The sequence below is a fragment of the Actinomycetota bacterium genome (genome assembly GCA_030650795.1).
Lineage (GTDB): Bacteria > Actinomycetota > Actinomycetes > S36-B12 > S36-B12 > UBA11398.
Map to the genome: position 1 here is coordinate 64,499 of JAUSDJ010000006.1, position 23,007 is coordinate 87,505.

The window sequence follows — 23,007 nt, forward strand, 5'->3', positions numbered from 1 at the left end:
GTATTCTGAATGACCGGCCACCTGGCCCAAACCCTCCCAAATTGCAGGAGCAGCATCTTGACCGAGGTTCACGGCCGAAAGCGAGTCGAGGTCACGACAGCAGCTCTCACCACCGTCGGTGTGATCATCGCGGTCTTTGCCTTGCTGATGGTTGTCCTCTCGAACTCGGCAAGAGCAGGCGAAGTGCTGCCCGGTGATGCCCCGACAACGCCTGGCGCTTCAGATTCGCCAGCGCCAACGCCCACCGACCAACCAATAGCCGAAGGTTCGCTCTCTCAGATCAAGAATGTGGTCTTGCTGCTGGCCGATGACTTGGATTGGACGGCCTTCAATCAAATTCCACGACTGGCTGCGTTGAAGAGCGCTGGCACCACGCTGACCAACTTTGTCGTGACCGACTCCCTGTGCTGCCCCTCACGCACCTCCTTCATGCGCAGCCAATTCGTGCACAACCACCGCGTCATCTCCAATGTGCTGGTGACAGGTGGAGGCTGGCCGAAGTTCTACGCTCGCGACCTTCAAAATGACTGCCTGCCAACTTGGCTGCAGAAGGCGGGAGTCAACACTTCGCTTTTCGGCAAGTACCTCAACGGCTTTCCAATTGACGCGCCAACGGAGACGTACATTCCGCCGGGCTGGGATTACTTCGAATCCTCCATTTCCAAGAACCAGGCCTACCAGGGTGTCAACTACACATTGAACGTGAATGGGACCCTGCAGAAGTACGGTTCTGCGCCAAATGACTTCCTGAACGACGTGCTCACTTTGGACGCCGCACAGCATCTCTCTACACTGCAGTCGCCATTCTTCATGGAGTTTGCGACGTACAACCCACATACGCCATTCCCCATCGCACCACAGAACGCGCAGACTCACCTGACCGACGTGCTGCCTCGGGTGCCTTCGTTCAACGCCAAGGGTACTGACGAGGTGAGTTGGCTGCGCGACTTGCCGTCTCTAACGTCAACGCGCATCGAGAACCTCGACGACCTGTGGCGCAAGCGTCTGCGCTCCGCTGAGTCTGTCGCGGATTCATACGAAGCACTTCGCTCGCAGCTCAAGGCTTCCGGGCATTTGGAAGACACCCTCATCATCGTGACTTCCGACAATGGCTATCACGTTGGAGTGCACCGACTCGCAACCGGAAAGCAAACCGCGTTCCGCGAAGATGCCGTGGTTCCAGCAGTGCTGATCGGCCCGGGCATCGCACCGGGCGCAACCATCAGCAAGACCACATCGATGGTGGATCTTGGGCCCACGATCAGCGAGATCTTCCGTGCTCCAACACCGAGTTTTGTTGACGGACGCAGCCTGATGCCACTTCTGAGTTATCAGACCGATGTGCCATGGCGTACTGCCACGCTCACTGAAAGCCTCGCTCACACTCAACCCGGTGACCCCGACTATTCACGCATCGAGCCACCCAACTTCCACGCGCTGCGCAGCGAGCAGTGGCTCTACATCGAGTACACAAATCAAGAGATTGAGCTCTACAATCTCGTGGCTGATCCGTATGAGATCAACAACGTCGCCCGCACGACAAACCCGGCAATCCTTGCGCAACTTCACGCACAGCTAGAGGAAATGAAGCATTGCACCGGAGAAAGCTGCCGAACAGCTGACAACATGCCTAACGGGTCTCTCAGCGCGCCAGCATTACTTGCTCAATGATTCGACGAGCTGCTTGACCGTCATCGAAACTGCAGAACCTGGTACGAAATTCTGCTAGTCGCTCCTGATTGTCGCGATCTTCAAACTCGCGATTGACAAAGACCTTGACCAACTCAGCCTGATTCACAGCGACAGCGCCTGGCGGGCTTGCAAGCAGGTCGAAGTAGGTCCCTCGAGCCTCCTGGTACGCCTCCCAGTCATCGGCGAAGATGACGATCGGGCGATTGAGCACAGCGAAATCGAACATCACGCTCGAATAATCTGTGATCAGCAGATCGGATGCCAAGTAGCAATCAATGATTGACAGCAACGCAGATCCGTCGATGACCCGCCCAGAGGCAACGAGATCGTTGATGCGCGGGCCCAAACTCGTGGTGTGGTGCGCCCGAACGATGAAGACGAAATCCTCTGAGACATGTTCAATCAGATCGGCGAAGTCGATGCGCAGCGAAGTATCGCCTTCAACGTCGCGGTAGGTGGGCGCGTATAAGACCACTTGCTGCTCGGGGCGCACGCCAAGACGCGCGCGACTTGCCTGCACATCGGCAGGACCTGCGTTGACCAGCACGTCATTGCGTGGATAGCCATATTCAAGCCAGTCGTACGAACATGGGTAGGCGTGCCCCCACATCTCAGTGGAGTAGGAGTTGGAACTCACGGCAAAATCCCAGTTGTCGCTGCGACGAAGCAGATCAACGAACTCCTGCCGGCTGCGCGCTGCATCTGGCGCTACGACGCGATTTGCCTTGCGCGGCGCCACTCTGTTGGGATCGATGGCATTGCTTGCCACGTCGTGCCCCATCACATCAAGTCCACAGTGCTTGAGTGGAGTGCCATGCATGGTTTGGATCATAAGTTGACCGGGACGCTTGACGAATCCACCCGGGAAGTTCACGTTGTTGACGAAGTATTTCGCGCGAGCCAGCACAACCCACTGCTTCAAGGAGTTGGGCGCAACATGCGCAACGCCCGCCGGCAGGCGATCGGTCTTGTCCTTCTCCATGATCCAAACAGCTTTGAGATGAGGAGCCACGACCGGCAGCGCATCAAAGATTGCCTTCGGGTTGCAGCCAAATCCGCTGCCCCAATACTCCGAGAACACCACGAGATTGGAATCGATTGGTCTCATCCGGGCGAACACGTAATACAGACGTCCGACAGCTCGCACCTTGCGCACCGCGCGCCGCAAAGGCCAGTAAATGCGTCCAACGAATCGGCGAGTTGGCGCGCGCCTCCGATCAACCCAGCTGTACATGGCAAAGGAGGAATAGGAATTTCGTCTGAACAGTCGCGACCTAATATTGCTCGGACGGTTCTGAGTGTGATCGCCGTCGGACTGAGACGTATGTCGCTCCACAGAAACTGAAGCCTGTGCAAAGAAGCGGCGGCGATCTGACTTCGCCAGCCGGCCTGCGTGTTGCAGGATAATCACGTAGTGATTGACCATGATGTCAAATAGATGTCTGCGCATTCCCGCGCTGATCGCGATTCGATCAGCCTCGGCGAACACACGGTCGTACTGCGTGAAGACATCGAAATGCTTCGGACTGGTCGTACCAAGAATGTTGCCCGAGCGACGTTGGCGATACAGCAAGACGACCCGATTGAGTGAGACAGCAGTACGGGCATTCAACAGGACCGCGTAGGTATAGGAAATATCCTCGTAGAGACCAGCTTGAAAATGCACATCCAACTGCTGCAGAAACTCGCGTCGATAGGCCTTATTGCACGCAATGGGAAGCAGATTGAACAGTCTTCTGTGCTCTTGCGGTCGAAACACGCCGACCGAGAGATTCGCGAGTAGTTCGGCACCCCAACTGACTGCCTGTCGACCATCCCACCACACGCGTGAGTAGTTGTAGATCAATACCTCCGGCAGATCATTGATGCGCAGTTTGTCAGCGACGGCCTTCAATGAGCCCGGAGCGAAGGTGTCATCTCCATCAAGGAACAGGATGTACTCACCTGTAGCTGCGGCCACGCCTGCATTTCTCGCCATACCCAAGCCGACATTGGCTTCCAAGTGCAATGGCCGAATGCGCGAATCCTGGCTCGACATCTCATCGACGATCTGCCCGCTGTGATCTGGAGTGCAGTCATCAACGACCACAATTTCAAAGTCGTCGAAATTCTGATCGATCACCGATTCCAGGCAGGCACGGATGTACGACTGCACGTTATACACGGGAACGATGATGGAGAAGAACGCCATGGAGGTTGAGGATAGGCCTTTCGCAGCGGCACTCATGCGCATGTTTGGTCAGGAGTTTCGTGAGCCCGCTGTAGTAGGGTCAGCGGGTGAATTTGGGATCGGACGACTGCCTCAATCCAGTACTCGTTGGTGGCACCGGCCGCAGCGGATCAACCATTCTGGGGCAGATTCTGGGTCACCATCCTGAGTTGATGCTCACCGATCCTCCAGAGATCAGATTCCTGGCCAATGATCACGGGGTCGCCGAAGCCCTGACCATGGCAACTGGTTCATTTCGACGTCGCTTGCGCTCCAAGCGCGAGGCCAGGCTGTGTGTGGATCGCTCTAAGACTCTCTGGTTTTGGCGCGCTGCGAAGATCGGCTTGCATACCTCCATCGGCATCGAAGAGCTCGATGCGCTCGGTACGGCCTATCTCGCTGAATTCGGCAAGGATCCAGTGGCTGCATCGCAGACATTCACCTACGCGATCATGGCCAAGGTTGCCCGTGACGCAAACGGTCGCCGCTGGGTAGACACCACGCCAGCCAATGCCCGAATCTCGGAACAGATCGAGCCGATCTACCCACAATCGCAGGTCATTGCAATGATTCGCGACGGCCGCGATGTGGCTGCTTCATTTGTCGAGCAGAACTTTGGTCCAAATGAGATCTTCGCCTCCCTTCGGCAGTGGGAGAAGCGGACATTATTGATTCACAAGGCAACTCTGGCCAGCGCGCCAGGGCGCTGCATCATCGTGGACATGCTGGATCTGGTCGACAAACAGCGAGAGGCGAGCCTGCAGCGCATCTGCGATTTCCTCAATATTCCGGTCGATCCAGGCATGAAGGCCTGGTTCGACGAAACGGTAAATGCTGAAAATGCCCATGTCGGACGCTGGCGCACTCAATTCGACTCCCAAACCACGCTCGAGATCGATCGCGTCTATGAGGAAATGGTCGAACAGCTGCGCGGTCAGGGAGTCCAGATTCCCCTTGTCTCATAGGACGATCTGCATTCGGCCAAGAGTGCCGGACCAAACCGGACCAAGTGGCCCTCGTAGGGTGAGTCTCACCATGATCAAGGCAGGAAGCAGATGAGCGAGCTCGTGGAAGCCCAAGAGCGGCCCGTCCACGTCTATCTCCCTCATCGGGCAGGTTTGCCGCGCCTGAGCACCTATTTCGGCACTCTGTGGCGCCGACGCCACTTTGCTATCGAACTGTCCCGCGCCTCGATGCGAGCAGCGCACACCAATACCTTCTTTGGGCAGTTCTGGTTGGTCATCAGCCCCGCGCTCAACGCTGCCGTGTACTTCCTGCTGGTCAACATCATTCGTGGCGGAAACAGCGGACCAGACTTCTTCATCCACCTGCTCGCCGGACTCTTTGCTTTCAACTTCATCTCCGCGACCATGACCGCTGGCGCCGAATCTGTTGTGCGTGGTGGCAGTCTGGTGCTGAACACTGCCTTCCCATTGCTGCTGCTGCCGTGGTCTTCCCTTCGAACCGCGTTCTTCCGCTTCTTGCCATCATTGTTGATCCTGTTTGCATTCTTCGCGTACTTCGATTGGTTTGGACCCCATCCATTGGCCTGCGAGAAGGCCACCGGCGTCTGTGTCGATCTGAATACCGTGCATTTCAGCGTCGTGCAGTTGATGGCGATCCCGGCCTTCGCACTCATTTTCATCTTTGCCGCGGGCTTGGCAGCACTCATGGCAGCTGTGCAAGTCTATTTCCGCGACACAACGCAATTCCTGCCATATGCGACCCGAATCTGGCTCTACCTCTCGCCCGTCCTGTACTACGCCGAGCAGATGAAGCCGTGGATGTTGAAGTTTGAGTACTTCAATCCGCTGTACCCGCTGCTTGGCGTGTGGACTGACACTTTGGCCCGCGGGATCATGCCACCGCTGACCTGGTGGCTGGGCGCAGCTGGCTGGGCCTTTGGCACCTTGCTCATTGGCACCCTGTACTTCATCTCACGTGAACGAGAGTTTGCGGTGCGAATTTGATCAGGAACACAGTTTGGCCAAGACCTTGAAGCGGGGTGATAGCTGATGGAAGACGAAATGGGCGAACCCATTCCGCAAATTGCGCATCGTTCGATTTCCGACGAGGTAGCGATCACCGTCGCAGATCTTGATGTCACCTATCGCACCACGATCGAAAAACGCCCCACTCTGAAGCAGGCCGTCGTGCGCTTTGGGCGAGGCAAGCGATCAGTACGCACCGTTGAAGCGCTCAAAGATGTCTCCTTTGAGGTCAAGCGCGGGACAGTGTTGGGCATCATCGGTCACAACGGCGCAGGCAAGAGCACGCTCATGCGCACTGTGGCCGGAATCGTGCCGCCCTCGCGCGGCAAAGTCGAAGTAGTCGGTCGCACCAGCACTTTGCTCTCGCTCGGCGTTGGATTCAATCGCCAACTGACTGGTCGCGAGAACGTGATCCTTGGTGGACTTGCAGCGGGCCTGACCAAAGATGAGCTTGAGGCTCGCTACGAGCGCATCGCGGAGTTCGCCGACATTGGTGACTTCATCGAGATGCCGATGCGATCGTATTCATCAGGCATGGCAGCCCGACTCGCATTCAGTGTTGCGGTGCATCTTGACCCAGACATTCTTCTGATCGACGAAGCTCTTTCCACCGGTGATGCCGTGTTCAAGGAGAAGGCAACTGAGCGCATGCAGCAGTTGGTAGACAACTCCAGCACCATGCTGCTGATCTCGCATGCACTGCGCACAATCATCAACATGAGCACTGACTGCATCTGGCTTGATCACGGAAAATTAATGATGCGCGGCAATCCCGAAGAGGTTGTCGATGCATACACCGAGTACATGCACGTGAAGAAGACATCGGCCGTTCTCAACGACATGTAGTCGCTACTCCTCAGCAATCTCCACGCGGGCCGGAAAGAAGCGCCATGCAATGACTACACCGCAGGCGGCGATCAAGGCGCCGATCGTCATCGCCCAAGTCATTCCCGACACGAAGGCGTCGCCAGCCACCTCGCTATAGACCTTGGCGACACTTGATGGGATCTGGCCCGAGGCTATCGAGGCAGCGGCCAAGGACTCGCGCGCAGCGTGCACTGCAAACTCCGGTACCAGATTGATGCGATCTCCTGCGGCGACAATCTCGCCTTCAATGTGCTGTCGATAGGTAAGCGACATCGTTGCACCGAGAATCGCCACACCAAAGGAGCCGCCGAGTTCAGCCACAGCATCGTTGACGGCAGAGCCCATCCCTGATCGTTGAGTCGGAACGGAGGCCAGAACGCCATTGGTCGCCTGCGGCAGGGTCAAGCCGAGCCCGATGCCCATAAGCCCGAACACACATCCGATGAATGCGTACGCAGTCGTGGAACTCAACGAACTGAAACCGAGTAGGCCGACAACGACGATCGACATGCCGGTCACCACAACTCGCCGAGAACCGAATCGCTCGGCCAGGCGTGGGCTCAGGACAGAAGCCAGCAGCAAGCCCAGGGCGCCAGGCAACATTGCAATGCCTGATTGCAAGGGGGTCATGCCCTGAACCAACTGAAGGAACTGCGGCAGGAAGAACATCGCGCCCATCAGCGCGAAGTACACGATGCCGACAATCACAATTGCAGTTGAAAACAGGCGGTGCGAGAAGAACTCCATGGGCAGCATGGGCCGCGGCGCTCGGCGTTCCCACCACACGAAGCCAAGCAGTGCCGCAATGGCAAGGACCCCTGAGCTGACGGTGAACGCACTCAGTCCCGCATCGGGCAGTTCGATGATCGTGACCACCAGAGCCACCAAGCCCACAGCCGAGAGCGCAGCACCGATGAGATCCAAGCGGGGACGCTCTGGATCGCGCGATTCAGGCACGAAGATGACAACCGCGACAAGCAAGGCAAGAGCAATAGGCGGATTCACGAGGAATATCGCCTGCCAATCGAAATGCTCGAGCAGCACTCCGCCGAGAATCGGACCGATGGCAACCCCGACTCCGGCCACGGCGGCCCAGATGCCAATGGCTCTGGCTCGCTCTGTGCGATCGGGAAAGACTTGAACCAAGACGCTCAATGTTGACGGCATGATGCACGCGCCACCAATGCCCATCACTGCTCGGCAGATGGTCAACTGAGAGGCATTGACCGCAAACACCGCAGCGGTCGATCCGGCAATGAAGATCATCAGACCAATGACGAGCATTCGCCTTCTACCAAATCGGTCGCCCAGAGAGCCGGCAATCAGCAGGCTTCCAGCGAACATCACAGAGTAGGCATCAACAACCCACTGAAGTTGTGCAGTTGTGGCCTCGAGATCCTGCTGCAGTCTGGGCAGCGCAACATTGACGATGGTGTTGTCCAGCGAAATCAGCGCGAGAGCGCCAGAGAGCACCGCAAGAACGGTCCATCGGTTCACTGAGCGCACCTGCGAGAGCCTATGCGGCAGCGCGTAACAGCATTGGACTACACCGCAGGTGCGACGGCGGGCAGTCGATGCATCCGAGCCGCCCAGCGCGCACCGTACAAGCCGGCGCCCAAGGCGGCAGCAGCTCCAACACCGAGCGCCCATCTCGGACCAGCGGTCTCAGCGATCCAGCCCACGATTGGAGCGCCGATCGGCGTGCTCCCGATGAACGCCACCGTCCAAAGCGACATCACTCGTCCGCGCATTTGTGGATCTGTATGCAGCTGCACCGCGCTGTTTCCGGCCGACGTGAACCAGATGCTGGCAGCACCCACGGGGACCATGGCGATCGCCGCCCAAATAACGCTTGGCATCAGTGCGGTGACCAGGATGGAAAGTCCAAATACTGCGGAAGCCATGGCAATCGCCTTGATGCCACTGCTTTGACGAGTGGCACTGATGAGTCCACCGATGACTGCGCCAACTCCCATTGCCGCTGAGATCACACCAAAGCTGAATGCATCCCCGTGAAAGGTCTCTGATGTAAATGCTGGTAGGACGACCTGGAACTCATAGGCGAGCATGCCTACTACCGACATCATGATCAGCGGGACGCGCAGATCCGGGGTACGCCAGACATAGCGCAATCCTTCGCGAAGCTGCCCAGGGGCACGATCGACTTGCTCGCTCGGAAGGAGCAGTTCGCCCTTCATCGATGCATAGGCGGCAATCACGGCCACGAAACTCGCGGCATTGACTGCGAAGCACCAGCCCAGGCCAATCGTCGCGATCATGACGCCAGCGACCGCCGGGCCAACAATGCGCGCTCCATTGATGACTACAGAGTTCAAGCTCACTGCATTGCGCACGAGCTCTGGTGGAACCATCTCGCGAACGAAGGCCTGACGCGCGGGCATGTCGAGCACGTAGATGAAGCCGAGCATCAAGGACAGCGCCAACACCAGCCCGATGGAAGCGTGCTTGGTCAGCACAAGAACGGCGAGCAGCGCAGCCTGCAGGCCGGCCAAGGACTGCGTGATGAGCAGCAGCTTGCGCTTCCTGAATCGATCAACCAGCACTCCGCCATAGGGACCGAAGACGAGCACCGGCAGAAATTGGAAGGCGACGGCCAAACCGATGGATGTGGCCGAACCGGAGATCTCCAGAATGAGCCAGGCCATGGCAACGGACTGGATCCAGGTTCCGGTGAGCGAAACTGCCTGACCGGCAAAGAACTTCCGGTAGTTGGGCAGCGCCAACGAAACAAAGGTGCCAGTAGCCATCAAGCGTGCTCACTTTCAACAGGTGCACTCAGGGCCCTCAGCGTTCGGTCGCGACGTCCTCGACCTCAGTGCGGGCGTGCGGAATGTCTTCATGGTGCGTTATTCGAGAAGGAATCGCTTTGACCGCATACGCCGCCCCCGCAAAGGCCAGCATCGCTGCGACAACGAGCGCAAGGCGCATGCCGAAGATGTACGAGGAGCCTGCGACATCCATCAACGGACCCCGCAATGCCGGGGGAAGTGAATCCGCCAGATGAACAGCAGCGGATAGCGAAGCTCCGGCGTGCGAGACAGCATCAGTAGAGACATCCTCAAGCGCGGGTGCGCTGTCGCTGAATCGAGCTTGGAATCCGACGGTGGCAATGCCACCCAGCAGCGCGATGCCAAGTGCCTGCCCGGATTGCCTCGTGATCTGGTTCAACGCGGAAGCTCCGCCCGATCGCTCGGGCGGCACTGCGGTCATCATCGCCTCAGTGCTGGCTGGCATGAACACGCTGAACGCAACGGCCATCAGTGCGAAGCCGAGACCGAGCATCCAATAGGCGGAGGTCGTTGAAGTGGACGTGATCGCCAATGCAGCAACACCGGTCATCGCTGTGCCGAATGCAATGGTCCTGCGAAGACCAAATCGCTGCATGATCCATGGAGCGCGCGGCACAACGATGAGGTTCACCACGACGATAGGCCCTGAGGTGGCGATGGCCGCCTGTAGCGGCGAATAGCCCTTGACCAATTGCAATGAGATGGTAGCCAGGAACATCGCACCCGACATCGCAATGAAGGCGATAGTGAGAGTCAATGCAGCCGCGCTCAGTTGCGGACTCCTCAGCAGGGACATCTCGAACATTGGGGTTGGCGTGTGGTTCTCCCAGATGACGAAGAGCAGGCTGGCGCCAACGCCAAGGGCGAACCCACACAGGATCGGCACACTCGTCCAGCCATGGCTTGGGCCTTCAATCACCGCCCAAATGAGCGAGCCCAGCGCGATGGTCGAAAGCAGAGCGCCGAGGAGATCGAACCTGGCGGCATCTGGGTCGTGCGAATCAGGAACCATGACGATGCACAGGACAATCGTCGCTGCGAGGAGTGGCAGATTGACCAGGAAACAGGCTTGCCAACTGAACCAGGCCAAGAGCAGGCCTCCGGTGATCGGGCCGATGAACGAGCCGATGGCATTCATCAACGACCAATAGGCAATCGCCTTGCGGCGCTCCATGGCCTCGCGGAATACGTCCACCAGAATGGAGAGAGTCGCCGGCAGAGTCAGTGCCGCGCCGACTCCCATGAATCCACGCCAGATGATCAGCTGGATTGGGTCGGTGGCCAGCGCCGCTCCGGATGTGGTCAACAAGGTGATGGTCAATCCAGCGATGAGGGTCTTCTTGCGGCCATACCTATCGCCAATGGCCGCGCCTGTCAGCAGCAGTCCGGCCAAGACCACGATGTATGAGTCGACAATCCATTGCAATTGTGAGTCGCTCGCACCAAGTTCATGAACCAGAGTCGGCAAAGCGGTGTTCAGAATCGACACCTGCATCGTGACCGTCACCAGCACTACGCAAAGGACGACAAGGACCCACCAGCGACGTGGATGCCCATGGTCTTGGGCTTGAGACATTGCTGCAGTCTCTCATTCCAATATGGGCGAAATCTCCAGTTCCGCCGTACGCGAACCCATCAGCGCGGCAGTTTGCGGAAAATCGGACGCGGCAGAGTCTTCAGCCCGGCCATCACCAAGCGCAGTGGGCCTGGGGCATACACCGTCTCGCGTCCTTTGCGCAGCGCCTTCACGACGATCTCACCAACGGCCGCTGGATCAACTGACAGGGGAGCCTCGGACATGCCCTCGGTCATCTTCGTACGTACGAAACCTGGGCGCACGACCAGCACCCTGGCACCAGTGCCGTGTAGGGCATCGCCGAGTCCCTGGCCAAAGGCATCTAGACCGGCTTTGGTCGAGCCATAGATGTAATTCGAGCGGCGAGCTCGATCACCGGCAACGCTGGAGAAAATCACCAAGGTGCCGTGGCCCTGCTGGCGCAAGCGTTGCGCCACATGCAGGCCAACACTGACGGCGCCGGTGTAGTTCGTGGTGGCGACCTCAACGGCAAGATCCGGGCTGGCCTCCTCGGCAAGTTGATCGCCGAGCACGCCGAAGGCCAGCAGGATGACGTCAATATCGCCCGCATCGAAGATCGAATCGATGAAGACGCCATGCTCGCTCGTAGCCTGAGCCTGGAAATCAACCCCAGTCGCGCCTGCGATTCCATCTGCACTCAGAGCAGCCACTGCAGCATCGCGACCTTCTGAAGGTCGAGCCGCAAGCACCACTCGGCGCAAGCGCTGACGAGGAAGGGCGCGCACTGTGGCCAGGGCAATCTCACTCGTTCCACCCAGAACCAGGATTGCTTGCGGTTCCCCTAGCGCGTCATTCATTCGAGCCCCTTTGCTTCATTAGATCGACAGTCGCCGGGCAAGATCAGACGTGAAGATCCCGCGCGGATCAAGCTCATCGCGAGTCTTCTGCCATTCCCCAAGACGAGGGTAGGTGCGGGCGAACATCTGAGGAGATTGGCGGGAATCCTTGGCCAAGTACAGCCGACCACCCGCATCCGCGACACGTTCATCAAGTTCATCAAGAACCGCGCCAAGCCCGGGCACCCCGGCGGGCACATCAGCTGCGAGAGTCCAGCCGGCCTGCGGGAAAGAGAGAGGCGCCGGGTTGGCCTCGCCGAATCGCTTGAGCACAGTAAGAAAACTGGGTGCTGAGATGCTGCGAAGCCGATCCAGAGCCACTCGTACAAGTTGTGAGGCGGAATCCGGAACGACAAATTGGTACTGCAGGAAGCCGCCGGGTCCATAGACCCGATTCCAGTTCTGCACTCCATCAAGAGGATGGAAGAAGGCGCCAATTGACTGAATCTCGCCGGTGCGATGGCCGGGAGCCTTGCGGTACCACGCCTCATTGAAGGCGCGGACGGTCAACTTGTTCAGCAGGCCGGGCGGAACAATGTTTGGTACAGAGGCCAGGGCCTTCGGATCGAATTCAAGCGCGGTCGCACGCTGCTTGACGGAAAGTTGATCCAAACGGGCGTGATCGCCGCTGGTGATGACACCGCGCCCCGACGCAGACACCGTGTCGATCCACGCGACGGTGTAGCGGTACTTGCTGTCGCCAGCGACCATATGCGCCATGACTTCATCGAGGTCCTTGGCGCGTTCGGTATCAACGCAGATACGCGAGGTTTCTACTGGGATGACGTCGAAACTCGCCGAGGTAATAGCGCCCGTGAGGCCCATGCCACCCACAGTTGTCCAGAACTGAGACCCGGTGGAGTCATCGGGGTTCAGCTCGCGAAGCTCACCATTTCCGTCAACTAGAGTCAACTGTCGAACATGTGCGCCGAAGGTACCGTCAACGTGGTGGTTCTTGCCGTGCACATCAGTACTGATGGCACCGCCAATGGTGATCATTCGAGTTCCGGGAGTCACCGGCACGAACGCGCCTTGAGGAACCAGCGCGCGCATGATCGAATCCAAACTTGCGCCCGCGCCTGCAGTGGCCAAACCGGCATCGGAGTCGTACTGGATGCCGTTCATCGCCTGCAGATCGAGCACCTTTGCCCCACCACTTTGCGCTGCGTCACCGTAAGAGCGCCCGAGCCCGCGAACAAGAACTCCGCGAGGCCCGGCCCCAAGCACGGCAGCCTGCACCTCTTCAGTCGAACTGCACTTGACGACCTGCGCCAGACTCGGCACGGTGCGTCCCCAGCCGGTGAGAAGTTCTTCACCTTCCTGACGCGAAAGTTCCTGAGTCAACTCAAATTCCCATCGCACCGAGTCCGAACAGCACGACCCAGACCAGACCTGTAAGCAAGAGGACTTGGTCCTTCAGCACCGCAGCCTCAGGCGCCTCTGCTTTGCCTTGATCAATGTCAACGGCATATCGCAGGATCCCGAGCACGAAGGGCAACACACTCCACTGGGCCCAGGGAACAGTCGAAGGCTCTGCTCCAACTTCAAAGGCCCAAAGGCAATAGGCGGTGATAGTCACGGCAGCGGCGAGACTCCATACAAATCGCAAGTAGCTCAGGGAGTAGCCAGCAAGGCTCTTGCGCTGTACTCGGGCATCAGGATCGGGCGCAGTTTGCAAATCTGAGAGCTCGCAATAACGCTTGCCTGTTGCCATGAAGAGTGATCCGAAACCAGCGACGATGAGGAACCACTGAGAAATGGGCAGATCAGAGGCGACTCCACCCGCGATCGCACGAAGGAGGAATCCCATCGACAGCACAGCCAGTTCGATTACCGGCTCGTGCTTGAGGCCAAGGGAGTACGACACGGTGAAGACGAGATAGGCCCCGATAACAGCCGCAAGTTCGGGGCGAATGAGCCAGGCAATACCGAAGCCAAGAATGAGCAGTGCAATAGCCATGACGAGGGCCAGGGCTGGCGACAACTCGCCGGCAGCAATAGGCCGGCAGCGCTTGGTGGGATGGATTTGATCGGCTTTGACGTCACGCAGATCGTTGATCAGATAGGTGGCGCTGGACGCCAAACAGAAGGAGATGAACGCGCCGACCGTTGGCCAGAAGACATCAGCCTCAAGCACCTTGCCAGCGGCAAGTGGGGCGGCAAAGACAAGAACGTTCTTGAGCCACTGGCGCGGTCGCAGTGCAACGACCGCTGCGAGCGGGACCGGGCGACTAGCCATCACGGTCGCGATAGTGACTCCAATTGCAGATCGCGGACCTCGCTGGCGGACGGTTCAGAGTCACCAGCAATCCGCGCGAGCTGAGGAACGATCAAGAACCATGCCACAACATGCATGACCAGCAGCCAGATTCGAGTCGACCAGTTGACCGAACTTGGCTGCATCACCGGAAGCGCAACTGTCGCCAGCGCTATGAGGGCACCGACCCAGAGAACGATCGCGCGAGCATGGCGGCGACCAAGCACAAGAACAATGGCAAAACCAGCAAGCAGGGCAGCGAACAGCGGTACGAGCAGCGGCATGAACCACGTCAGTTGAACCGCAGGTTCACCTTGTCGAATCACCACGGTGAAGGACACTCCCAGCAGGCGTCCGAGCCAGTAGATCGCGAGCGAAAGAAAACCAGCCCAGACCCCGGTGACGAAAGCCGCATAGAGGAGCGCTCCCAGCCGCGGATTGGATGACCGCGGCGGCGCGATTGGCGTCACAGAGTGCAGCCATGGCCGGTTCATGTGCTTATTGTGCCGAATCCATCGACTCTCTTCGCAATGGCAAGCGTTCATCTTCGCGCAAGCACATCCGGACGGTGGGACGAAGGAGACTGCAGCGTAAGGTCACGATGTGCGCGAATGGAGGAAAGGATGGCAGTGAGTACCTCTGCCGTTCCGGCCACTCGAGTCCCGTTGGGCCTTCTTGGGCTGGCGTTCCTGGTCGCCCTGGTCAGCGTGCTGGCCGTTGGCCTGGTCATCGCCGGAGGCTCATACCAAGCCCCCGCTCTTGGTTTGCCTGACCCAGGACCAGTCGTGGTTTGGGGCGCTCCCCTTCTGCGACTCCTTACCGACCTTGCCGCGCTGTCCACGATCGGCTGGCTCCTTGCGGCAAGCGTGCTGGATCCGGCCGGAAAGAAGGGCGTGGTCTCGCACGCCGGTCGCCTCGACCTCGTGCGGGCAGGCATCTCAGCTTGTGTCTGGGCCGTGCTCGCACTCGTCCAGATGGTCTTCACGTTGGCCAATATTCTTGGCCTATCTCTCATTGAGACTCTCAACCCACAGGTCATCGCCACCTACGCAAACGAAGTACCAACCACCCGCGCTCTGATTGCAGTGTCTGCGCTCGCGCTCGTGGTGGCCGTTGGCTGCTTCCTGAGCTCATCCACTGGCGCTGCCATGGGCTGGCTCGTCGCCTCGCTGTTGGCCGCTGCGCTTCCCGTGCTGAGTGGCCACGGATCAGGCCTCGGCGATCACGCTCTCGCCCTCACCAGTGGAGCCGCACACATTCTCGGGGCCTACCTCTGGGTCGGGGGTCTCTTCGCACTTGCGCTTCATGCAATGCGCCGCGACATGCCCATCCAGCGAGCAGTCCAGAAGTTCTCCAGTATTGCTTTGATTGCGTTCGTACTCGTCGCCGTCAGCGGAGTGGGAAATGCCTACACCCGGCTGGACACCATCAATCAACTCTTCTCCACGGGCTACGGCCAAATCATCATCTTCAAACTCTTCATCGTGGCCGCCTTGGGCGTGATCGCCTGGGTAGTGCGCGAACGCATCATCAGCTCCTTGACGACTTCGCGCATTTCAGTGTTCGCACGAGTCGCCGGACTCGAACTGCTCACCATGGGCGTGGCTATCGCGCTGGGCGTTGCACTGGCCTCGTCGGCGCCACCGCGCATCGAGACTCAGTTCGCCTCGCTTGGCGAAAGCCTGCTCGGTTTCGCCTACCCACCGGAGCCGACGATCGACTCCGTGGCGCTCGGCTTCCATCTGGATCCGCTGTTCTTCACGGGCTCGCTGCTTGCCGCCGCGATGTACATCTCAGCTGTTGTACGCATGCGCTCGCGCGGAGATCACTGGCCATTGGGAAGAACCATTTCGTGGATGCTCGGACTGCTCGTCGCGATCTGGTGTACCAACGCTGGAATCTCTGAGTACGCGCAGGTGTCAGTCGGGCTGCACATGTTGCAGCACATGACGTTGACGATGCTCGCGCCGATTCTGCTGGTGCTCGGCGCGCCCGCCACTCTGGCGCTACGTGCGCTTCGGCCATCACACGGACATGAGCGCGGACCACGAGAGTGGCTCGTCTGGTTCCTGCACAGTTGGATCACCCGGATTCTGACCAATCCTTTCTATGTGTTCTTTGTCTACGTTCTTGGCCTCTATGGCCTCTACCTGACTCCATTATTCGGTTGGCTGATGGGCAGCCATGTCGGGCACATCGTGATGCAGGTGCATTTCCTGCTCTCGGGCTACCTGTTCTATTGGGTGGTCATCGGCATTGATCCCCGTCCTCGGCCGCTGGCCTACTGGGGCCGCCTCCTGCTGCTCCTGCTTGCGCTTTCGGTACATGGATTCTTTGCCGTCATCTTGATGATGAGTTCCATGCCTCTTGCTGCGGAGTGGTACGGAGTTGTGCGACCACCTTGGATTCCTGACTTGCTGCAGGATTCGCTGAACGGCGCACAGGTCGCCTGGGCACTTTCCGAGATACCTACGCTCATCGTCATGATCGTCATCTCATTTCAATGGGCTCGCAGCGATGATCGCGAAGCCAAGAGAAATGATCGCCAAGCCGATCGCGACGGAAACTCAGAACTGAATGCATACAACGAGCAGTTCACCCGTCTCGCAGAGCGCGATCAACGCCAACGATGAGCGTCCGGTCGCTCATCAATGCGGCGATGTGCTGCATGCTCGCCATGCTCGGTTCTTCCGCAACAACTTCGCCTGCCACTGCTGAAACCCTGGTCCTGCCCGTGAACGGCGCAAGCAATCAGGTCGTGCTCGTTGCAGCGGACAGTCTGAAATCGACAACTGCGCGCCTTGCGACCTACGAACGCACAGCCAGCGGCTGGAAACAGATTGGTCGATCGACTTCCGCGTTCCTTGGTCGGCACGGACTCGTTCCTGCAGATCAACGCCGGCAATCCACCGGCACCACTCCTATGGGCACATTCGCGCTCACCACCGCATTCGGCCGACTCACCAACCCCGGCTCGAAGCTCCCCTACACGCAGGTTGATCGCAATGACGCCTGGACTTACAACCCCAAGGTCCCCTCGACGTACAACCTCTTTCAAGATGTCAAACGCAGTTGGCGCTCCTATGGCAGTTACGTCGAGCACCTCTGGCAACTGGGGCCGCAATACGACTACGTCGTCACGACGAGTTTCAACGAGTCCACCGGTCAGATCACTCGCTCGAGCAGTGGAGTACGCAGGACCGACCAACCAAGCAATACCAAGCGCGGCGGCGGCATCTTCCTTCATGTCTCCAAGGGCGAGCCAACAGTCGGCTGCGTCAGCATGCCCAGAGCCGATATGCGTCGAATCGTGCAGTGGCTGGACCCGGCCGCACATCCAGTTGTAGTGATCGGGCTGAAGACCAAGCTCAACCCTTGAAGTTGTTTGCCAGCTTGATGTCGCGCAGCACTGGAAATGACTCGCGCAGTTCATGAACACTCGCCATATCCACTGACGCAAACACCAAGCACTCTTCAACTCCACCTTGGGCTACCACCTCGCCCAGTGGATTGATGACCGCGGAGCACCCACCGAGTTGCACAGGACCATCAGACGAGTTCTGCAGTCCCGTTTCATTGCACGCAATGACCCAGCATTGATTTTCAATGGCTCGCGCGCGCAGGAGGACCGACCACTGCTCGATACGTGCACTCGGCCAACCCGAGGTGACGACCACGGCTTCGACACCTTGTACGCATAAGGCCCGAAAGAGTTCCGGAAAGCGCAGGTCATAACAGGTGGTCAAGCCGGTACGGCCAAGCGTAGTTTCGGTCTGCACGAGTTCATTGCCTGCCGACATCAGGGCGCTCTCGCCGGTATCGAAACCAAAGAGATGCATCTTGCGATAGCTCGCAGCCAGATCGCCGTTGGGCGCAAAGAGCAGGCTGGTGTTGAAGAGATTGCCCGCTGCATCGCGTTCGACGATCGAACCGGCATGCAGCCAGATTCCCTGGGCGCGTGCTGCCGCACTCAGTTGCCGAGCCAGCGGCCCGTCGATGGACTGCGCATGGGTCCGGGCCGCCTCGAGGTCGTGGGCACCTACGTGCCACAACTCTGGCAGCACCAAGAACTGGGCGCTCGCAGCCGCCTGCGGAATCATGTTCAGGACGCGTGCAGAACGAGACTCAGGCGACTCCGAACTGGACACCTCAAGTTGTAGCAAGGCCACCGACACCGACATATTCAAAGCCTAGGATGCAAACCCCGGCTACTGATCTCATTCGCAGATCACCTATGAGGAAGCGACCGAACTGAAATTTCCTCTATCTCAAGTTGCGCTCCGAATTGCGCGGCGAACCAACCCTGAGCAGCAAGCAGTTGCTCGCAGGTGCCTGACTCAGAGATCTGCCCATCTTCCAGTACGAATACTCGAGCCTGCGCAGGAATCGCGAGCAGATGATGAGTGATGGTGATCGTGGTCTGCGAGGCAAATTGCTCGCGCAACACTTCTTCCAGCGCCAGGGCATTCTCGGCATCCAGATGCGAAGTCGGCTCATCGAGCAGAACCAGCGAGCGCGGCTCTATGAGCAATCGCGCGACCGCGATGCGCTGCGCCTCGCCACCCGAAATGGACGAGCCGAAACTGCCCACAGCGGTCTTGATGCCTTCGGGAAGTCGAGCCAGCATGTGCTCCAGCCGCGCATCCGCAAGTGCGATGCTCACGCGTCCTTCGTCAGCGCTCTGCCTCCCAAGAGAGACGTTTTCTTCAATAGTCGTGCCGAAGATGTGCGATCGCTGCTCAAGAAGTCCAATGTGCATGCGCAGTGCATCCGGCTCAATGGAATTGAGTTCAACATCGTTGACAGTGATGCTGCCGCCGTATGCGGTAAATCCCATGAGCACTGAGACAAGAGTCGACTTTCCTGCACCGCTGGGCCCAACGAGGTAGACATGCTCGAATGGGGCAATCGAAAAGCTGATGTTCTGCAAGACCAAGTTGCCGCCCGTCGCCAGACGCACATCGGCTTCTCGTAAAGAGAGTCCTGTGAAACCAGGCGACAGCATGACTGGAGTCAGGGGCTGGGCCACCGGCGATGCCAATTGCGTGAGCGCATCGAGGCGAACAGCGGCGGCCCGTACCCCTTGTTCGGCGATCGCAGCACCCGGAATCACTCCGAGAACATCGAAGACGGCCAGCGGCAACAACGCTGCCACCGCCAACCACACCGGAGCCAGCCGACCCTCGATTATCGCCGGCCCAACGAGACACACACTGCCGACGACTGCTACCCCTTGCATTGCGGTCATGAGCGCTCCAGCAAGACCGAGCCCAAAAGCCTCACGGCGTCCAAGTCGAGTCAGCTGCTCATCAATGGCTGCCAGGCGTTGGGTCACCCGGTCACCAGCGCCAAAGGCCTCAATGTCCGACGCAGCTGCAAAGGCTGTGACGAGTGAGGACGAGAGTTCGCCACGCAACGGCGCGAGTCTTGCTTCAGCTTTCGCCGTGAATCGCGCAATGAGCCAAGGCACGGCGATCACCCCGGCAAGACCAACGACCAGCAAGAGCAATCCCGCCGCAGGCAGCAGCCACCAGACAAAGACAACAGCGCCAAGCACGACCAGTGCGCCTTGCACCCATGGAAGTACAACACGCAGCGGCAGATCCACGGCCGTATCAACGTCGGCAACGATTCTGGCGAGCAGATCGCCGCGACCGAAGTGTGCGATGCCACCAGGTGCCAAGCGTTCCAACTGTCCATAGACAGCTACGCGAAGTCCAACGAGCCCTCGGAACGCCGCATCATGTCCGGTCACTCGTTCGGCATAGCGAAAGATTGCTCGGCCGAGAGCAAATGCGCGCACCATCACGGCGGCAATAGCAAGTGTCAATATTGGTGGAGCACCTGCCGCAGTCGCTATGAGCCAGGCCGCCGTGCCAAGCAGTGCAACCGCACATGCTGAAGCAACGAGTCCGAGCAGCGTGGCGCCCGCAAGCTCCCAGCGTTGCGCACGCATCGCCTGCCACAGTTTGCGTTCAGCGGCCATCGTCATTGCATCGGCCCCGGAACATAGACAATCTGATCGGCAACACCCAGCATCGCCGCTCGATGCGCAACAACAAGCACGATTGCACCCTTGCTCGCAGCTGCTTGCAAGGCCTGCAGCACAGCACTCTCACTGTGGGCATCCAGGGCAGCAGTGGGCTCATCCAGGATGAGAATTTGCGGCTCACGAATTATCGCTCTAGCCAATGCGACTCTCTGCGCCTGACCAAGCGAAAGTCCGCTGCCGTCAACGCTGATGAGTCGATCAAGTCCTGCGCCATCTATCGAGAATTCATCGGCAACACCGGCTTCAGCGAGTGAAGACCACACAGCAACATCAGATGCCGAGGGGGCGCCAAATGTCACGGCCTCGCGAATTGAGATTTGTGCAGCCAGCGACGTTGAAACCAGTCGCGGTTGCTGTGCAACCCAGCCGATCTGCTGCAGCCACACTTCACGCGACACTGAGGATTGCTCAATCAAGTCGTCCGCGCGCAGCCACACGTGACCTGTAGTCGGCTCAATCAACCCCATGATTGCTGCCAGCATGGTCGATTTGCCAGCCCCAGACGGCCCGGCCAAGGCAGTGATCTCACCTGCGCGCGCTGTGAAACTGATAGCAGCCAAAGCCTCGTGGTCACCGAAGCTGACAGTCACCTCGCTGACGCCGAGTTCGCGTATCTCGCCACTGATGCCTGACTGTGCATCCATATCGATCGGCATCGACTCGATCACTTTGAAGATCTGTTCGGCCGCCCCCATCCCTTCTGCAGCCGAGTGGTACTGCTGACCGACCATCCGCAGCGGCAGATAGGCCTCGGGGGCAAGTAACAGCACGAACAACGCTGTGCGGTATTCAATCTGTCCCTCAGCCAGGCGCAGCCCCACCGAAACAGCCACGAGTGCAACTGAAATTGTGGCGAGGAGCTCCAGTACCAAAGACGATAGAAAGGAGACGCGCAAGACAGCCATCGTCGAGGATCTGTACTCCTCACCAATAGCCCTGATCGCCCGCTCCTGAGCTTTGGCGCGACCGAAGGCCTTGAGTGTTGGCAGCCCGGAGACCAGATCAAGGAAGTGCCCTGAGAGCCGACCAAGAACTCGCCACTGACGATCCACACGTGACTGCGTATACATCCCGATCAAGGCCAAGAAGAGCGGGATCAGCGGAATAGTGACGGCCAGGATCACTGAGCTCAAGAGGTCTGAACCCAGGACCACTCCCAGAATCGTGAGCGGCACAATCACAGCAAGCACGAGTTGCGGAAGGTACTTCGCGTAGTAGGCATCCAGTCCGTCGATGCCCCGCGACAGCAATGCTGCCATCTCACCAGGTCGAGTACCTGCTGGTCCGTGCTCACCGCCACGCAGCACCGCGGCTTCCGCCGAAGCGCGCAATTCGCGCTTGGCCTGAGCCGCAGAGCGAAAGGCCGTGGTCTCGGCGAACCAATTCAGCATTGACCGCAAAGCGAATACCAGTGCGAGCCCAACTACTGCGGGAGTGGCGTCAGCCCAACTCGCTGCACCGGACGTGAGATCGACAATCACGCCCGACAGCAATCGCGCCTGAACAATGACGACAACTGCGATGGCAGTCCCGACAAGAATTGCCAGTACCAGAAAAGCTCGCGAACTGCGCGCATACCGAAGCAAGCGCACATCGACTGGTCTCACTTGGTCATTGTGACCGATGCTCGATTTTGGTCATCAGTGGGCAGAAATGGGGATCATGTCGCTGGTCAGTCGTTTGCGGAAGATCCAGTAGGTCCAGCCCTGGTAGAGCAGCACTACTGGCGCCATCACCACAGCCACGATGGTCATCACCGTGAGGGTGTACGACTGGCTCGAGGCATTGGTAACGGTCAGATTGAAGGCCGAGTCAATCGAGCTCACCATTACGTTCGGGTACAAGCCCAAGAAGAGCGCAGCCACGGCAAACAGGATCGTGCCCGCACTCAGCACGAAGGCCCAGCCATTGCGATTCCGGAGATTCATGCCGAGTCCTCCGAGCCACAGAACTGCGGCAATCAGTACGAGCGGAAGCGTGACGGCCACTCGACCACTGAATGCCTGAGCCCAAAGCAAGGCGGCGACCGCGAAGACCGCAGCCACCAGGCCGACAAGCATGGCCGTTTTGCGCGCAGTTTCATGAACAGAGCCAGAAGTCTTCAAGGCCAGGAACAGCGCGCCGTGCGTGGCGAAGACCGTCAGTGTCATTGCGCCAAGCACCAGCGAAAATGGGTTCAGGAGCCCGAAGAAATTGCCGACGTAGTTGATTGAGTCGGCATCGGATGCATTGCCCGTGATCGAGTCGATCATTGACCCACCGATCACATTGCCGAAGATGACCCCAAGTCCAAAGGCTGGCACTGCCGATCCGAAAACGATTGCTGAATCCCAACCCCTTCGCCATGCAACGGTGTCGTGCTTGCCGCGATATTCAAAGGCTAGGCCTCGAAAGATAAGTGCAAGAACTGCGGCGAAGAACAGCAGATAGAAGCCACTGAACATCGTGGCGTACCAAAGTGGAAACGCTGCAAATGTGGCCGCACCTGCGACGATCAGCCACACTTCGTTGCCATCCCAGACCGGACCGATGGCATTGATCATGACTCGACGGTCGACCTCGTTCTTGCCGATCACCGGAAGCAGCATGCCAACGCCAAGATCGAAGCCATCCAGAATGAAATAGCCAATCCAGAAGAAGGCAATAATCACGAACCAGACTGTGACGAGATCCATGTCAGTTCCCCAATGCCGTCA

18 protein-coding genes are annotated in these 23,007 nt (G+C 58.8%); 6 read left to right on the top strand and 12 right to left on the bottom strand.

Features of this window, described 5'->3' with window-relative positions:
* Positions 1-57 precede the first annotated feature (57 nt).
* On the top strand, positions 58-1,671 hold the full coding sequence (locus Q7L55_02685; protein MDO8731466.1) for a sulfatase: 1,614 nt from the start codon (positions 58-60) through the stop codon (positions 1,669-1,671).
* Here the strand turns inward: Q7L55_02685 and Q7L55_02690 are convergent.
* Positions 1,643-3,883 carry a bifunctional glycosyltransferase family 2 protein/CDP-glycerol:glycerophosphate glycerophosphotransferase gene (locus tag Q7L55_02690; protein ID MDO8731467.1) on the bottom strand — a complete coding sequence of 747 codons (2,241 nt, stop codon included), beginning with the start codon at positions 3,881-3,883 and terminating at the stop codon, positions 1,643-1,645. The two genes, Q7L55_02685 and Q7L55_02690, sit on opposite strands and share 29 nt — an antisense overlap.
* Positions 3,884-3,969: 86 nt before the next feature.
* Between Q7L55_02690 and Q7L55_02695 the strand changes: the two genes are divergently transcribed.
* The 3 genes from Q7L55_02695 to Q7L55_02705 all read left to right on the top strand — a co-directional run bounded on the left by Q7L55_02695 (position 3,970) and on the right by Q7L55_02705 (position 6,738).
* On the top strand, positions 3,970-4,866 hold the full coding sequence (locus tag Q7L55_02695; GenBank protein MDO8731468.1) for a sulfotransferase: 897 nt from the start codon (positions 3,970-3,972) through the stop codon (positions 4,864-4,866).
* Between the two features lie 90 nt (positions 4,867-4,956).
* Positions 4,957-5,871: an ABC transporter permease gene (locus Q7L55_02700; GenBank protein MDO8731469.1), complete on the top strand. Its 915-nt coding sequence runs from the start codon at positions 4,957-4,959 to the stop codon at positions 5,869-5,871.
* A gap of 57 nt (positions 5,872-5,928) precedes the next feature.
* Positions 5,929-6,738, top strand: a complete 810-nt coding sequence (locus tag Q7L55_02705) for an ABC transporter ATP-binding protein (GenBank protein MDO8731470.1) — start codon at positions 5,929-5,931, stop codon at positions 6,736-6,738.
* Positions 6,739-6,741: 3 nt separating this feature from the next.
* Here the strand turns inward: Q7L55_02705 and Q7L55_02710 are convergent, their stop codons facing one another.
* From Q7L55_02710 to Q7L55_02740, 7 genes are read right to left on the bottom strand one after another with little or no spacing between them, the layout of a single operon-like run.
* Complete coding sequence (locus Q7L55_02710; protein MDO8731471.1) at positions 6,742-8,256, bottom strand: MFS transporter; 1,515 nt, start codon at positions 8,254-8,256, stop codon at positions 6,742-6,744.
* Positions 8,257-8,303: 47 nt separating this feature from the next.
* Positions 8,304-9,527: an MFS transporter gene (locus Q7L55_02715; GenBank protein ID MDO8731472.1), complete on the bottom strand. Its 1,224-nt coding sequence runs from the start codon at positions 9,525-9,527 to the stop codon at positions 8,304-8,306.
* 37 nt (positions 9,528-9,564) lie between these two features.
* Positions 9,565-11,145, bottom strand: a complete 1,581-nt coding sequence (locus Q7L55_02720) for an MFS transporter (protein ID MDO8731473.1) — start codon at positions 11,143-11,145, stop codon at positions 9,565-9,567.
* Between the two features lie 59 nt (positions 11,146-11,204).
* The gene (locus Q7L55_02725; GenBank protein ID MDO8731474.1) at positions 11,205-11,963 is read right to left on the bottom strand and encodes a decaprenylphospho-beta-D-erythro-pentofuranosid-2-ulose 2-reductase; all 759 of its coding nucleotides are present in this window, start codon (positions 11,961-11,963) and stop codon (positions 11,205-11,207) included.
* 18 nt (positions 11,964-11,981) lie between these two features.
* Positions 11,982-13,346 carry an FAD-binding oxidoreductase gene (locus Q7L55_02730; GenBank protein MDO8731475.1) on the bottom strand — a complete coding sequence of 455 codons (1,365 nt, stop codon included), beginning with the start codon at positions 13,344-13,346 and terminating at the stop codon, positions 11,982-11,984.
* A 1-nt stretch (position 13,347) separates the two neighbouring features.
* Entirely contained in the window at positions 13,348-14,241 is an 894-nt protein-coding gene (locus Q7L55_02735; protein ID MDO8731476.1) for a decaprenyl-phosphate phosphoribosyltransferase, read from the bottom strand.
* Positions 14,241-14,753 carry a DUF6069 family protein gene (locus Q7L55_02740; protein MDO8731477.1) on the bottom strand — a complete coding sequence of 171 codons (513 nt, stop codon included), beginning with the start codon at positions 14,751-14,753 and terminating at the stop codon, positions 14,241-14,243. The genes Q7L55_02735 and Q7L55_02740 overlap by 1 nt, the downstream gene beginning before the upstream one ends.
* A gap of 129 nt (positions 14,754-14,882) precedes the next feature.
* On the opposite strand from Q7L55_02740, the gene Q7L55_02745 reads away from it, so the two are divergent.
* Both Q7L55_02745 and Q7L55_02750 read left to right on the top strand, forming a co-directional pair.
* Positions 14,883-16,892: a cytochrome c oxidase assembly protein gene (locus Q7L55_02745; GenBank protein MDO8731478.1), complete on the top strand. Its 2,010-nt coding sequence runs from the start codon at positions 14,883-14,885 to the stop codon at positions 16,890-16,892.
* Positions 16,889-17,638: a L,D-transpeptidase family protein gene (locus Q7L55_02750; protein MDO8731479.1), complete on the top strand. Its 750-nt coding sequence runs from the start codon at positions 16,889-16,891 to the stop codon at positions 17,636-17,638. The genes Q7L55_02745 and Q7L55_02750 overlap by 4 nt, the downstream gene beginning before the upstream one ends.
* On the opposite strand, the gene Q7L55_02755 is transcribed toward Q7L55_02750, so the two are convergent.
* Genes Q7L55_02755 through cydB form a run of 4 tightly spaced genes read right to left on the bottom strand, consistent with a single transcriptional unit; the run spans position 17,628 to position 22,986 of the window.
* Positions 17,628-18,440 (bottom strand): nitrilase-related carbon-nitrogen hydrolase, encoded by an 813-nt coding sequence (locus tag Q7L55_02755; GenBank protein ID MDO8731480.1) that lies wholly within the window; start codon positions 18,438-18,440, stop codon positions 17,628-17,630. The two genes, Q7L55_02750 and Q7L55_02755, sit on opposite strands and share 11 nt — an antisense overlap.
* Before the next feature lie 47 nt (positions 18,441-18,487).
* Positions 18,488-20,245: a thiol reductant ABC exporter subunit CydC gene (gene cydC / locus Q7L55_02760; protein ID MDO8731481.1), complete on the bottom strand. Its 1,758-nt coding sequence runs from the start codon at positions 20,243-20,245 to the stop codon at positions 18,488-18,490.
* A gap of 2 nt (positions 20,246-20,247) precedes the next feature.
* Positions 20,248-21,918 carry a thiol reductant ABC exporter subunit CydD gene (cydD, locus tag Q7L55_02765; GenBank protein MDO8731482.1) on the bottom strand — a complete coding sequence of 557 codons (1,671 nt, stop codon included), beginning with the start codon at positions 21,916-21,918 and terminating at the stop codon, positions 20,248-20,250.
* Positions 21,919-21,951: 33 nt separating this feature from the next.
* Positions 21,952-22,986, bottom strand: coding sequence for a cytochrome d ubiquinol oxidase subunit II (gene cydB / locus Q7L55_02770; protein MDO8731483.1), 1,035 nt, complete (start codon positions 22,984-22,986; stop codon positions 21,952-21,954).
* Positions 22,987-23,007: the final 21 nt, after the last annotated feature.

Excerpts from the sequence above, each read along its gene's own strand:
- Q7L55_02690 (MDO8731467.1), bottom strand. The coding sequence starts at position 3,883 with ATGGCGTTCTTCTCCATCATCGTTCCCGTGTATAACGTGCAGTCGTAC.
- Q7L55_02700 (MDO8731469.1), top strand. The coding sequence starts at position 4,957 with ATGAGCGAGCTCGTGGAAGCCCAAGAGCGGCCCGTCCACGTCTATCTC.
- Q7L55_02705 (MDO8731470.1), top strand. The coding sequence starts at position 5,929 with ATGGGCGAACCCATTCCGCAAATTGCGCATCGTTCGATTTCCGACGAG.
- Q7L55_02715 (MDO8731472.1), bottom strand. The coding sequence starts at position 9,527 with ATGGCTACTGGCACCTTTGTTTCGTTGGCGCTGCCCAACTACCGGAAG.
- Q7L55_02720 (MDO8731473.1), bottom strand. The coding sequence starts at position 11,145 with ATGTCTCAAGCCCAAGACCATGGGCATCCACGTCGCTGGTGGGTCCTT.
- Q7L55_02725 (MDO8731474.1), bottom strand. The coding sequence starts at position 11,963 with ATGAATGACGCGCTAGGGGAACCGCAAGCAATCCTGGTTCTGGGTGGA.
- Q7L55_02735 (MDO8731476.1), bottom strand. The coding sequence starts at position 14,241 with ATGGCTAGTCGCCCGGTCCCGCTCGCAGCGGTCGTTGCACTGCGACCG.
- Q7L55_02740 (MDO8731477.1), bottom strand. The coding sequence starts at position 14,753 with ATGAACCGGCCATGGCTGCACTCTGTGACGCCAATCGCGCCGCCGCGG.
- Q7L55_02745 (MDO8731478.1), top strand. The coding sequence starts at position 14,883 with ATGGCAGTGAGTACCTCTGCCGTTCCGGCCACTCGAGTCCCGTTGGGC.
- Q7L55_02750 (MDO8731479.1), top strand. The coding sequence starts at position 16,889 with ATGAGCGTCCGGTCGCTCATCAATGCGGCGATGTGCTGCATGCTCGCC.
- Q7L55_02755 (MDO8731480.1), bottom strand. The coding sequence starts at position 18,440 with ATGTCGGTGTCGGTGGCCTTGCTACAACTTGAGGTGTCCAGTTCGGAG.
- cydC (MDO8731481.1), bottom strand. The coding sequence starts at position 20,245 with ATGGCCGCTGAACGCAAACTGTGGCAGGCGATGCGTGCGCAACGCTGG.
- cydB (MDO8731483.1), bottom strand. The coding sequence starts at position 22,986 with ATGGATCTCGTCACAGTCTGGTTCGTGATTATTGCCTTCTTCTGGATT.